Source organism: Variovorax sp. GW823-FHT04B03 (assembly GCF_058796495.1).
On record NZ_JBXAIT010000001.1, the window covers coordinates 463,264 to 476,148 of the forward strand.

Annotated in this window: 10 protein-coding genes; all 10 read left to right on the plus strand. The window is 71.1% G+C overall.

All coding sequences use genetic code 11. The features are described 5' to 3' along the window. The first annotated feature begins 400 nt into the window (after positions 1 to 400). The 10 genes from AC1RAD_RS02035 to tssG are packed head-to-tail and all read left to right on the plus strand — an operon-like array spanning position 401 to position 12,853. Positions 401 to 2,311: a protein kinase domain-containing protein gene (locus tag AC1RAD_RS02035; RefSeq protein ID WP_492733652.1), complete on the plus strand. Its 1,911-nt coding sequence runs from the start codon at positions 401 to 403 to the stop codon at positions 2,309 to 2,311. Between the two features lie 60 nt (positions 2,312 to 2,371). Beyond that, entirely contained in the window at positions 2,372 to 3,955 is a 1,584-nt protein-coding gene (gene mltA, locus AC1RAD_RS02040) for a murein transglycosylase A (protein WP_095950933.1), read from the plus strand. A gap of 30 nt (positions 3,956 to 3,985) precedes the next feature. Then, positions 3,986 to 4,735, plus strand: coding sequence for a hypothetical protein (locus AC1RAD_RS02045; RefSeq protein ID WP_492733654.1), 750 nt, complete (start codon positions 3,986 to 3,988; stop codon positions 4,733 to 4,735). A 27-nt stretch (positions 4,736 to 4,762) separates the two neighbouring features. Continuing rightward, the gene (locus AC1RAD_RS02050) at positions 4,763 to 5,899 is read left to right on the plus strand and encodes a hypothetical protein (RefSeq protein ID WP_492733656.1); all 1,137 of its coding nucleotides are present in this window, start codon (positions 4,763 to 4,765) and stop codon (positions 5,897 to 5,899) included. Further along, positions 5,896 to 7,914, plus strand: a complete 2,019-nt coding sequence (locus AC1RAD_RS02055) for a caspase family protein (protein WP_492733658.1) — start codon at positions 5,896 to 5,898, stop codon at positions 7,912 to 7,914. Before AC1RAD_RS02050 ends, AC1RAD_RS02055 begins: the two co-directional genes overlap by 4 nt. A 54-nt stretch (positions 7,915 to 7,968) precedes the next feature. Further along, positions 7,969 to 8,526, plus strand: a complete 558-nt coding sequence (locus tag AC1RAD_RS02060) for a type VI secretion system tube protein Hcp (protein WP_056584544.1) — start codon at positions 7,969 to 7,971, stop codon at positions 8,524 to 8,526. A 28-nt stretch (positions 8,527 to 8,554) separates the two neighbouring features. Beyond that, on the plus strand, positions 8,555 to 9,394 hold the full coding sequence (locus tag AC1RAD_RS02065) for a type VI secretion system accessory protein TagJ (RefSeq protein ID WP_492733659.1): 840 nt from the start codon (positions 8,555 to 8,557) through the stop codon (positions 9,392 to 9,394). Beyond that, the gene (gene tssE / locus AC1RAD_RS02070) at positions 9,387 to 9,902 is read left to right on the plus strand and encodes a type VI secretion system baseplate subunit TssE (protein WP_062481207.1); all 516 of its coding nucleotides are present in this window, start codon (positions 9,387 to 9,389) and stop codon (positions 9,900 to 9,902) included. The genes AC1RAD_RS02065 and tssE overlap by 8 nt, the downstream gene beginning before the upstream one ends. A gap of 6 nt (positions 9,903 to 9,908) precedes the next feature. Continuing rightward, positions 9,909 to 11,801 (plus strand): type VI secretion system baseplate subunit TssF, encoded by a 1,893-nt coding sequence (tssF, locus tag AC1RAD_RS02075; protein WP_492733661.1) that lies wholly within the window; start codon positions 9,909 to 9,911, stop codon positions 11,799 to 11,801. An 8-nt stretch (positions 11,802 to 11,809) separates the two neighbouring features. Beyond that, positions 11,810 to 12,853 carry a type VI secretion system baseplate subunit TssG gene (tssG, locus tag AC1RAD_RS02080; RefSeq protein WP_492733663.1) on the plus strand — a complete coding sequence of 348 codons (1,044 nt, stop codon included), beginning with the start codon at positions 11,810 to 11,812 and terminating at the stop codon, positions 12,851 to 12,853. Positions 12,854 to 12,885 lie beyond the last annotated feature (32 nt).

The window sequence follows — 12,885 nt, forward strand, 5'->3', positions numbered from 1 at the left end:
ACTCGTACATGTGTCTGCACTTGCGCGAGCGCCAGCGCCCTGCCCAGTTCAACGCCACGCCCCATGCAAGCCGCAGCAGGCGCGAAGCGCCTGCTGCGGCCTACTGGCCGAGCAAAGCGATGGCCCGTTGGTATCCAAACCCCTTCTGTATGCGCCGAGGAGCGGAGCGTTTCGCGGATAAGGGCTCGCAGCTGTTTGAGCGAAGCGAGTTCTGCGAGACCCCGCGAAACGTGAGCACCGCAGGTTGCCCGCAGCGAAGCGGAGGGACGCAGACAGCAGGGTCGCCTTTCTTTTGCCTACGTTTCTTTGGCGAAGCAAAGAAAAGTAGGTCGGCCGCCGGGCCGAGACCCGGCCCCGGAAAGCAAGCCCCAAGCGGCGTTCGCCCAGCAGGAGCAGGTCAATGACCGACAACGCCCTTCCCCCGGAAGACGACCGCACCCGAGTCGTCTCACGGCCTGTGCCATCCACCAGCGAAGCTGACACAGGCGCCACAGTCATCACCGGCGGCGGCTTCACCACAGCCTCCGGCACCCCCGTCACCAGCCCAGCAACCGCAACCCACGACGCAGGCCTCCTCCCCGTAGGCAGCCGCCTAGCCGAATTCGAAGTCACCCGAGTCGTAGGCCAGGGTGGCTTCGGTGTCGTCTACGAAGCCTGGGACCACACGCTGGAGCGCGTAGTAGCCATCAAGGAATACCTCCCAACCTCGCTATCCACAAGACAGCAAGACGGCACCGTAGTCCCCTTGTCAGAAAGACACAGAGAAACCTTCGACCTCGGCATGCGCAGCTTCATCAACGAAGCCCGCCTCCTCGCCCAGTTCGACCACCCCTCGCTCCTCAAGGTCTACCGCTTCTGGCAAGAAAAGGGCACCACCTACATGGTCATGCCCTTCTACAAGGGCGACACCTTGCGAGAGGCACTCGTAGCGATCCCCGCAGGCGTCGACGAAGCCTGGCTCACCCGCATCATGGACGGCGTCACCCAAGCCCTCGCCGTGATGCACAACGCCCACTGCTACCACCGCGACATCGCCCCCGACAACATCATCCTGCTCGAAGGCTCCGGCCGCCCCGTGGTGCTCGACTTCGGCGCCGCGCGCCGCGTGATCACCGACAAGACGCAGGCGATCACCGTCATCCTCAAGCCCGGCTACGCGCCCATCGAGCAGTACGCCGAGATGCCCGACATGTCCCAAGGCGCATGGACCGACGTCTACGCACTCGCCGCCGTGATGCACGTCGCCGTGTGCGGCCGCGCGCCGCCGCCCTCGGTGGCGCGGCTGCTGTCCGACAGCTACGTGCCGCTCGCGGGCAACGACATCCTGCGCCAGCGCTACAGCGACCGGCTGCTCGCGGCGATCGATGCGGGCCTGGGCGTGCGGCCCGAAGCACGGCCGCAATCGATGGCGGAGTTGCGCGCGGCGCTGGGCCTGGAGGTCGGCCACAGCATCGCGCCGACGCCGCGCACCGTGCCGCCGTCCGGTGCACGAAGCAGTCAGTCGGGCGCCGATGCACCGACCGTGATCGGCACGGCCCACATGCCCAAGCCCATCGCCGCCAAGGCACCTGTTGCTGACAACAGCAAGAGCGGCAGCAACAAGGCCGTCCTCGGCGCCGTCGCCGCCGCCGTGCTGGTCGTCGCAGCAGGCGGCGGATGGTGGTTCCTGGGCCGCACAGGCGGTGAAGGCGATGCAGGCAAGACGGCGCAAACCGCCACGCCCGCACCCCCACCCGACACCCCCACCCAGGTCGCCGAGGCCCCACCGCCACCCCCTCCGCCGCCGCCGCCCAAGCCGCGCACCCCCGCCGAATCCCTGCAATCGCTCGCCGCCGGCGCCGCCCCGGGCTTCGACGTCACGGCCACGCCGAAGAAGGCCGAGGTCGCCATCGGCAAGGACAAGCTGGCCTTCGAGGTGCGCAGCAAGCGCGACGGCTTCGTCTACGTGTTCCTGCTGTCCAGCGGCGGCGAGATGTTCCTGCTGTTCCCGAACCTGCTCGACAAGTACAACAAGATCACCGCCAACGCCGCGCTCGCGCTGCCGCGCGCCTCCTGGCCGATGGACGCCGGCGGGCCGGCCGGCACCAACCAGTTCGCGGTGCTCGTGAGCGAGCACGAGCGCGACTTCGGCGCCTCGGGCGTGCAGAACGAAGGCGTGTTCCCGCAGTTCCCGCTGCCGGTGCTCGCGGCACTCGAAGCCGCGCGCGGCACCGGGCCGTCGCCGCTGTTGGGCAAACCGGTCTGCGCACCGGGCGCCCCGCCGTGCAACGACGTCTATGGCGTCGCGAATTTCAAAATCGTCGAGAAGTAATCGTCTGTAGAGCGTCGGCCGCTTTCGGCCCCCTTTCCACGACACGACCAGGAGACTTTCATGCACACGTCACCGTCGCCGCACTTCGCACTTCCCCTTTGCCGAACGGCCGCCGTGGTCGCGCTGGTGCTGCTGGCCGCCTGCGCCAACACGCCGCCGACCGCCACGGGCACGGCCACCACCGCGCCCACCACGGCCGACCCCGCGACCGCACCGGCCCGCCCCACCGGCGGCAGCGTGGCCGGGCAGGCGCGCACCTTCTCGACGCAGCTGGCCACCTACACCTCGGTCGGCTTCGACGCCGTGCCGGGCTGGGCGCGCGACGACTTCTCGGAAAGCTGGCCGGCGTTTCTCGGCAGCTGCAAGGTGCTCAACGGCCGCGGCGCCGAATGGAAAGAGGTGTGCGAGCGCGCGCTGAAGGTCGACGGCAAGAGCACGCAGGCGATCCGTGGCTTCTTCGAGAGCGAGTTCTCGGCCTACCAGATTCGCGACGACGACCGCAAGCCCGACGGCGTGGTCACCGGCTACTTCGAGCCCGAGATCGCGGGCAGCCGCACCTATGTCGCGCCGTTCATCTACCCGGTCTACGGCCAGCCCGAGGACATGCTGTTCGTCGATGCGCGCAAGCTCCCGGCCGGCAGCGGCACGGTGGCCGCGAAGGTCGAGGGCCGCAACGTGATCGTGCAAAGCGGCCTGAGCACGCGCGACATGGGCGCACCGGGCCTGTACGCGCTCGACCTCTCGGCCATCACCCGCGACACGCTCGACCGCAAGGTGCGCCTGCGCATCGACGGCAAGCGACTGCTGCCGTACTACACGCGCGAAGAGATCGAGACCAAGGGCGCGCCCAACGCCAAGGTGCTGGCCTTCGTGAGCAGCGCCACGGCGCTGTACGAGATGCAGATCCAGGGTTCGGGCCGCATCAAGCTGCCCAGCGGCGAAGTGGTGCGCGTGGCCTATGCCGAGCAGAACGGCCAGCCCTTCCGCCCGACCATCGCGCAGGCCGCCAACGGCAAGCCGCGCAGCGCCGTGAAGGTGCGCGGCGGTTCGCTCGAGCTGACGCTGGACGACGGCGACGACGAAGACACGGGCGCCATCGACAACAGCGTGATCCGCACGCGCGGCTTCACGCTGGCGCGGCCCACGGCCAGCGGCGCGGTGGTGGTGCCGGGCCGTCGCACGGCCGGCGCGGTGACCGGCTCCGGGATCAAGGACCCGAGCTACGTGTTCTTCAAGGAATCGACCTCGCCCGCGGGCGGCCCGGTGGGCGCCTTCGGCGTGCCGCTGTCGGCCGGCCGCTCGATCGCGGTCGATCCGCGCAGCACGCCGCTGGGCTACCCGGTGTTCGTGTCGACGCGCACGCCCGGCAGCGGCGCACCCATGCAGCGCCTGACCATCGCGCAGGACACCGGCGGCGCCATCCGCGGCGCGGTGCGGGCCGACTACTTCTTCGGCAACGGCCAGCAGGCCGCCACCAACGCGCGCCGCATGAAGGAGCGCGGGCAGCTGTGGATTCTTCTGCCGCGCGGCCTGGCCGTGGCGCAGGCGGCGGTGTCGGGGGCGATCCGCACGCGCGGCGGCCCGGTCGGCGCGAATCTTCCGCAGTGCCTCGTTCCGACCGAAGGCGTCTGCGTCGACGACTGACCTCACCTTTCTCGACCCCCTTGGCCCTTCATGCAGGAAACCCTTTCGTCCGCCGAGAGCTCTGAACTCGTCCGCCTCTGGCGGCGCCGGCAGACGCTGTCCTCGGACGACATGGGCACCATGTACCGCATCGTGGGCGACGCGCTCGTAGCCTGCAACCCGCCCGAGCTGCAGGTGCTGGGCGAGGGGCGGCAGGAGCTGGTGGCGCAGTTCATCTACGTGAAGGTGCTGCGGCTCGATGCCGACCCCGACGAGTCGGAAGAGCGCGCCGGCCACAGCGCGCCGTCCACCGCCTTCGCGCTGTGCGCGTACTTTCGCCGCTACCTCATCGACTGCACGCGCGCCAGTTCGTTTCGCCGCAAGGTCTCCATCGGCGACCAGATCACCGAAGCCCAGCTCGAAGACGAACTCGGCCCGGGCGAAGACCTCGACGGCTGCCTGGCCGAGCACGGCCTCAGCGCGCAGGCCGTGCAGCTGGCGGCGCGCACCTTCATCGCCGGGCTGCCCGAGCCTGAGCGCATCCTGCTGTGCGAGGGCTTCGGGCAGGAGGCCGAGGGCGGGCTGTCGGGCGTGGCTTCGCGCCACGCCATCGCCTCGTACCACTACCGCGCCGGGCGGCTGGGCCTCGTGCACAAGCGCGAAGGGCTGGGCGCCGGCTATGCGCAGACCCGCATCGGCAGCTGGATCGGCCAGACCCTGGGCATTGCCATCGAGGCCGACAACATGGCGGCGATCCTGCAGGTTTTCAAAATCCTCGGGGCTGAAGCGTCTTATGTCTGAAGACATAGCCATTCAGGAACAGACGCCATGACCACCGACCTCTGGCCCCCGCTCAGCGTGATCCGCCATGCGTTCGAAACCGGCGCGCCGCCCGGCGATGCCTCGCCGGACACTGCACCCGTCGCGATGCCGCACGGCAGCAGCGCGGGCGCGGGCACGCCGGTGGTGTCGGACCTGCTGCTCCCTTTGACCGAATTGGCCCGGCGCCGCGAGGCTGTCGCCCGGCGCGCCTTCACCGCGCGCTGGGCGCCGGGCCGCCTCGTGAGCGTGGTGCACGACGGGCGCCTGCTCGGCGTGCTGCTCGACCGCTGCATCCACGGCGACCTCTGGCAGGGCTGGATGGCCGCCGGCGAGCCCGACTGGGCCGGCCCCTTCGACGTGCTGCTGGAGCCCGACGACGAGCCCTTCGAGCCGATGTTCGGCGTGGTCCAGGCCTGGAACGTGCTCACGCTCGAACCCAGCCCGCAGCTGGCCGCGCGCGTGCTCGGCGAGGTGTCGGCCACGCGGCTCGCCGCGATCCGCGCGGTGCACGACGAATGGGCCGCGCACGCGGCGCCCGACATCGCGCCCGAGCCCGGGCGCATCGCGCTGCGCGGCGTGGCCGGCGCGTTCTCGGTGCTCTCGGGCACGCCGCTGGGCCCGCAGGACCCGCGCACCGACTACCAGGCGCTGTACCGCGATGCCGGCCTGCAGCTGGGCCGCGCGCTGGCGCAACCGCAGGACGAGGCTCCGGCAGCCGCACCGCCGCCATCGCCCGCCCGGCCGCTGCCGCGGCCCGAGGACGGCTGGTGGGGCAGCATCCGCCGCTGGTTCGGCGCCGAAGGCTGGGCGCGCCCGGCCTTCGCGGCGGTGGCGTTGTTCGCGGTGATCCAGAACGTGGGGCTCATCGGCGGGCGCGGCAGCGCGGAAGACGACGACGTGCGTTTTCGCTCGGTGCCCACGGCACCCGTCGCGGCGCAGGCCAACCTGGTCGTGCGCTGGAAGGACGGCGTGCGCATCGACGAGGCCGATCGCCTGCTGCACACGATGTCGGCCGAAGTGGTCGGCGGGCCGGGGCCGAATGGCGTCTGGCGTCTGCGCGTGGCCGATCCGGTCGGCGCTTTGTCGGTGCTCGCGACGTCGCCGCTGGTCGCGTCGGCCGGACCGGCCTCGGAGCCGCCATGAACCTGCGCGCGTGCAGCCTGCGGTTCCTGCTCGCGCTGGTGGTGTGGGGCGCGGGCGGTGTCGCCGCGCAGGCCGCGCAACGCGCGCTGCTCGTCGGCGTCTCCGAACTCGTCAACCAGCCGCAGGCCCTGTGGCTGCAGGCGCCGCGCAACGACGTGATGCTCATGCGCGACGCCTTGCTGAAGCAGGGCTTCGGCGCGCCCGACATTGCGGTGCTCGCCGACGGCGTGCCCGGTGCCGCGCTGCCCGAATCGCAGGCCATCCACGAGGCCCTGGCGCGGCTGCTCGCGCAGTCGGCCAGCGGCGACTTCGTGCTGCTGTACTTCTCCGGCCACGGCACGCGCCTGCGCGACGTCGCCAAGCGCTACCAGGAGCCCGACGGCCTGTCCGAGAACTTTCTCGCGCGCGACGTGCGCGGCACGCTCGGCGCCGATGCCGCGCTCAGCGGCGACCTGCGCGACGTCGACTTCGATGCCTGGATCCAGGCCTTCCTGGCGAAGAACGTGTTTGTCGCCTCGGTGTTCGACACCTGCTCCGCCAACTCCATGACGCGGGGCACGGGCGATGCGCCCGCGACCGCCGAGGGCCCGGCCGACGACGAGGTGCGCTGGCGCGGCCTGCGCGCGACGCAGCTTGCGGGCGGTGCATCGCCCGCGCGGTCCCTGTCTCCGCCGGTGGCGAGCGACGCCGTGCCGCGCGCCCGCTACGTGGCGCTGTTCGCGTCCGAGAGCCACCAGATCACGCCCGAGCTGCGCCTGCCGCGCAAGGCGCGCAGCGCCCGGCCGCAGGGCCTCCTGACCTGGGCCGTGGTCGAGTCGCTGGCGCGCAAGCCCGCCACCTGGCGCGACCTGTTCGACGGCGTGCTCGCGCTGTACCCGCCGGTCATCGACGAGCTCGCGCAGCGCTTTCCCACGCGCGAGCTGCCATCGCCCGTGGCCGAGGGCAACCTCGATGCGCCGCTGTTCGCCAACAGCGGTGCGCCCGCGTCCACGCGCCCGGTGTGGGGCGCGCAGCGCAGCGGCGACAGCCTGGCCGTCAAGGCCGGCTTGCTCGACGGCCTGGCGCCGCAGCAGGAGGTGCGCGTGCTCGCCACGCTCGACGACGGCACCGTGCGCCGCGCGCCGGCCGCCATCGCGCAGATCAAGCTCGGCGGCGCGTGGCTTGCCGTGCCCGCGGCGCTGAAAGACCTGCCGGGCAGCGCCTTCTGGAGCGTCACGCCGGTCGCCGAGCCGGCCGCGACAGCGCTGCGCGTGCGCGCCGACAAGCCGCTGCCCGCCGGCCTGAGCCTCGACTACCCGGCCGCGATCCGCTTGGCCGACGACCCCGCGAACGCCGACGTGCGCTGGACCGACCTCGGCCCCGCGGGCCATCGCCTCGAAGCGCTTGCGCCCGTGTTCGGCACCGCCGCCTCCGCCGTCGTGGTGCCCGACGTGGCCGCGCTGCGCCGCCGCCTGCAGGCGCTGGCACAGCTCAAGTGGCTGGCCCAGCTGCAGGCCCATGCCAAGGGTGGCCAGCTCGACGGTTTCGATGCGGCGCTCGAAGTCTGGAGCGCCGACCGGCTGCTGCGTAGCGTGCCGGTCGCCGAGGCCGCGAGCGTGCTGCCTGCGCTGCGGACCGGCGAGCGCGTGCGCCTGAACGTGCGCAACACCAGCGGCCGTTCGCTCGACCTCGTCATCACCGGCATCGACGCGCGCGGCGCGCTGCAGGCGGTGTACCCCGACGGGGCCGGCGAAACCAACCGCTTCAAGCGCGGCACGCCCGAGCAGCCGGCGGTCAAGCGTTTCGACCTGCCCTGGCTCGATGCGGCCGGCGAGGCGCGCCTGCTCGTCATGGCGGTGCCGGCCGCGCCCCACAGCGCGCCGCGCCTGTTCGGCGTGGCCACCGCGGCGCAGGCCGATGTGTCAGAAGTGCGCGTGCGCGGCGGCCAGCCACCGGCCGCCAGCGGCGAGCGCCAGGTGTTCGCGGCCTTGCTGCGCAGGAGCGCCGCCGCACCAGACGGTGGTGCACGGCCATGAAGCGGCTGCGCGTGGTCCCGGTCCAGTTTTCTTTGTCCGAATCCGGAGGTTGACATGGCATTTCTCGAAGACGGCTCCTGGAGCCCCGAAGACGCACGGCAGTTCTACGAACTGATCGGCACCGGCTCGGCCGAGACCGACCTGGTCATGATGATCGAGAGCAAGGGCTCGCCCGTCGAGGGCGAGCTCGAACGCGTCTTCGACGACGGCAAGGCGCGCCTGAACATCGGCGGTTACTACTGGTCGGTGCAGGTGCCCGAGTCGTCCGCGCAGAACCAGGTCGTGCCGCACAACCTGGTCGTCGCGCGCCGCAGCGACGCGGCCACGGCCACGCTCGCCAGCCTGCTGCGCGCGCAGGAAAAAGACCTGAAGGTCGTCATCAGCGCCTACAAGGCCGGCGGCGATCCGCAATCGCCCGAGGCGCAGGCCACCTTCGAGATCTCGCTGGAGAACGCGCGCATCTGCCGGCTGGTGCTCAACTCCGGCGGCCACTGGGGCGTGCCCTCGGAGCTGGTCTCCATCAGCTACCGCACGGTGAAGATCAAGTCGGCGCCGCAGAAGACCAGCGGCGCGCGCGGCGCGGTGCGCGAATGCCAGTTCACCCGGACCTGAATCCGAACGCCTCCAGGAGCACACCGCCATGACGACGACCGCCGCAGACTTCCTCAAGGCCGCCGACCCGGTGGCCGCCCTCAAGGCCCTGAGCGACGACGTGCGCGCCAAGCCCTCCGACCCCAAGCACCGCGTCTTCATGGCGCAGCTCTTGTGCGTGCTCGGGCAGTGGGAGCGCGCGCTCAACCAGCTCACCGTCGCGGCCGAGCTCGACGCGCTCGCCGTGCCCATGAAGCAGGTGTACGGCGAGGCCGTGCGCTGCGAAGGCCTGCGCGCCGACGTGTTCGCCGGCACGCGCACGCCGATGATCTTCGGCCAGCCCGATGAATGGCTGGCACTGCTCATCGAATCGCTGCTGCGGCAAGGCCGCGGCGAGAGCGGGCTGGCCGAAGACCTGCGCCAGCGCGCCTTCGACGGCGCGCCCGCCATCGCCGGCACCATCGACGGCGCGCCCTTCGAATGGCTGGCCGACGCCGACATGCGCCTGGGCCCGGTGCTCGAGGCCTTCGTCAACGGCAAGTACTACTGGATTCCCTACGCGCGCCTGGCACACATCAAGATCGAGCCGCCCGAAGACCTGCGCGACTGCGTCTGGATGCCCGCGCACCTGCAGTTCGAGAACGGCGGCGAAACGCTGGCGCTCATTCCCACGCGCTACGAAGGCACCGAGGCACAGGACGACGGCGAGCTGCGCCTGGCGCGCAAGACCGAGTGGCACGAGCTGCGCCCCGAGGTCTGGGCCGGCTACGGCCAGCGCGTGCTCGGCAGCGACGCCGGCGAGTACGCGCTGATGGACGTGCGCGAGATCCTCTTCACGCCCGCCGCCGCCGACGCGGCCGAGGGCGGCGAAAGCAGCGGCGGTGGCTGAACTCACCGCGCAGGAGCGGCTGCAGCCTTCGCTGCTCGACCGCCTCGTCGACCACGCGCCCGACGAGAAGCGCGAGGGCGACGACAAGCGCACGCTCACCAAGCAGGCGCTGCGCCAGGCCGTGCTGCGCGACCTCGGCTGGCTCTTCAATGCCACGGGGCACGGCCTGTCGATGGACGACAAGCAGCACCCGAATGCCGCGCGCTCCGTCATCAACTACGGATTGCCTATGCTGTCTGGCCAGTTCACCTCGTCGGTGCAGCGTGTCAGCATGGAACAGGCTTTGAAGAACGCAATCCTGCAGTTCGAGCCGCGCATTTTGTCCCGCACACTCGAAGTCGAACTCGTCATGGAAGGCCCGGCCCTGGAGTCCCACAACAGCATCGGCCTGCAGATCCGCGGCATGCTGTGGGCGCAGCCCGTGCCGCTCGAGTTCCTCATGCGAAGCCGCGTCGATCTGGAAGAGGGCCGCATAGAGATCGTGGACATGGCGCAAAACCCAAGGTAAGTCCACATGGACCCTCGGCTGCTGAGCCTGTACGAGCAGGAGCTGCGCTACTTCCGCGAAAGCGCCTCGGAGTTCGCCCGTGCGTTCCCGAAGATCGCGCACCGGCTGGGCATCGAGGGCCAGGAAGTCGCCGACCCGTACGTGGAGCGGCTGATCGAGGCCACGGCCTTTCTCTCGGCGCGCGTGGGCCTGAAGCTGGACGCCGAATACCCGCGCTTCACGGGCCACCTGCTCGACATCGTCTACCCGCACTTCCTGGCGCCGACGCCGGCCATGACCGTGGTGTCGTTCGTGCCCGACCCGGAAGACGCCAACCTCGCGGCCGGCCCCACGCTGCCGCGCGGCGCCGGCCTGCGCGCGCGCCAGGCCGTGGGGCAGAACACGCACTGCGAGTTCCGCACCGCCGCCGCGCTGCGCATCTGGCCGATCGAGGTGCAGCGCGCCCAGTACTTCACCTACGCGCCCGACCTGCCGCTGAACACCCACCCGCAGTCGCGCGCCATCCGCGGCGGCCTGCGCATCGCACTGCGCGCCACGGCGGGGCTGGACTTCAGCCAGATCGCGCTCGACGACCTGGTGCTGCACTTCGGCGGCGCGGAAGACGTGGCCTGGCAGTTGCACGAATGCGCGCTCGGCCAGCCCGTGGGCGTGTGGGTGCGACCGCTCACGGCCGGCGGCGCCTTGCAGGGCGCGGTGCGCAGCCTGCCGGGCAGCGCCATCGGCGCGGTCGGCTTCGGGGACGACGAGGCGCTGCTGCCGGTCACGGCCACGGGCTTCTCGGGCTTTCGGCTGCTGCAGGAGTACTTCGCGTTCCCGCAGCGCTTCCAGTTCGTGCGCATCGGCGGGTTGCAGGCGCTGCTCGCGACGATGCCGGTGACCGAGCTGGAGATCGTGCTGCTGTTCTCGCGCGGCGATGCGGCACTCGAGAAGCTGGTGAGCGCCGACAACGTGCAGCTGCACTGCGTGCCCGCCGTCAACCTGTTCACCAAGCGGCTCGACCGCGTGCCCGTGACCGAAGGCGTGAGCCAGTTCCACCTCGTGCCCGACCGCACGCGGCCGCAGGACTTCGAGGTGCACACCGTCACCGAGGTCATCGGTCACGGCGCGCCCGGGGCCGACGCCGCGGTGGCCGAGCAGCCGTTCCGGTCGTTCTACTCGGCCTTCCACGGCAGCCGCAACAGCCACCCGGCCTACTTCACGACCACGCGCGAGCCGCGCATGCTCTCGGTGCGCCAGCGCACCGAAGGCCACCGCAGCAGCCACATCGGCTCCGAGGTCTACATGCAGATCGTCGACCCGCAGCAGGCGCCGTATGCGGCCACGCTGCGCCAGCTCGCCGTGACCGCGCTGTGCACCAACCGCGACCTGCCGCTCTTGATGCCGCTGGGGCGCGACAACGACTTCGACTGCGTCGATTCCTTTCCCGTGCAGCGCGTGCGCATGGTGCGCGGGCCGTCGCGGCCGGTGTCGCCGGTCGTGAGCCAGGGGCTGGGCTGGCGCGTCATCGACCACCTGGCGCTCAACTACCTGTCGCTGTCCGACAGCACGCCGGAGCAGGGCGCCGCAGCACTGCGCGAGACGCTCATGCTCTACGCCGTGCATGCCGACGAGATGCGCCAGGGCCAGGTGCGCGGGCTGCTGTCGGTCAAGAGCAAGCCCGTGGCGCGGCGCCTGCCGCTCGCGGGCCCGATCGCCTTCGGGCGCGGGCTCGAGGTGACGCTCGAAGTCGACAAGGACGCCTTCCACGGCCACAGCGCCTTCCTGTTCGGTGCCGTGCTGGCGCAGTTTCTCGCGCGCCATGTCGAGGTGAATCACTTCGTCGAGACCGTGCTGCGCGTGGCGGGCAAGGGCGAAGCCATGCGCTGGAGGCCGCTGTGCGGGACACGACAGATTCTGTAAGCACGCGGGTGGACCAGGCGCTGCGCGGGTGGTCGGCGCAGCCGTGGGACTTCGACTACTTCGCCGTGATGCGGCGCATCGAATCCGTCGCCAAGACCACGCCGCGCTGGGGCCGCGCCTTGCTGCCCAGCGCCGAGCCGGTGCGCGTGGGGCAGGAGCCCTCGCTGTCGTTCGCGCCCGCCAGCTTCAGTCGCTTCGAGCCGGCCACCGCGCATTCGCCGCCGCGCCTGCGCCAGCACTTCTTCGGCTACATCGGCCCCAACGGCCCGTTGCCGGTGCACCTGAGCGACTTCATCCGCGAGCGCAGCCTGAACCACGGCGACCCGACCTGGCTGGCCTTTCTCGACACCTTCTCGCACCGCTTCTCGCTGCACTTCTACCGCGCGTGGGCGCAGTCGCGGCCCGCCGTGGCACTCGACCGGCCGGGCGAAGACCGCTTCCGCCTGCAGGTCGGTGCGCTGGTCGGCATCGGCACGCCGGGGCGCATCGACCGCGACGAGATCCATGACGACGCGCGCCTGCATTTCTCGGGCTGGCTCGCGCGCCGCGTGCACAACGCGGAAAGCGTGGAGTCGGTGCTGTGCAGCTACTTCGGCGTGCCGGTGAAGCTGGAGCGCTGGGTCGGCCACTGGATGCGCGTGCCCACGGACGAGGTCACGCGGCTGGGGCAGGGGGAGAGTTCGCGCGCGATGGGCATGGGCGCGATGCTCGGCACGCGCGCGTGGGACCGCCAGCACCGCGTGCGCCTGCACCTGGGGCCGCTCACGGTCGCCCAGTACCGCATGTTTCTGCCCACCGGCGACGCGCAGCCCGTGCTGCAGCGCTGGATGCAGCAGCTGCTCGGCGACACCCTCGAATGGGACGCCGAACTGGTGCTCGAGAAAGTACAGGTGCCGCCCACGCGCCTGGGCCAGGCCCGGGGCAACGGCCCGCGCCTGGGCTGGGTCTCGTGGCTCGGCGAACGCCCGCGCACGCGCGATGCGGCCGACGTGCGCATTGCCAGCCAGCCGTCGAGGGCGCGCCTGCCGAAGCAGTCCGCCTCTTTTCAATAAACCCATCTTCATTCGTTCAGAAGAGATACGGA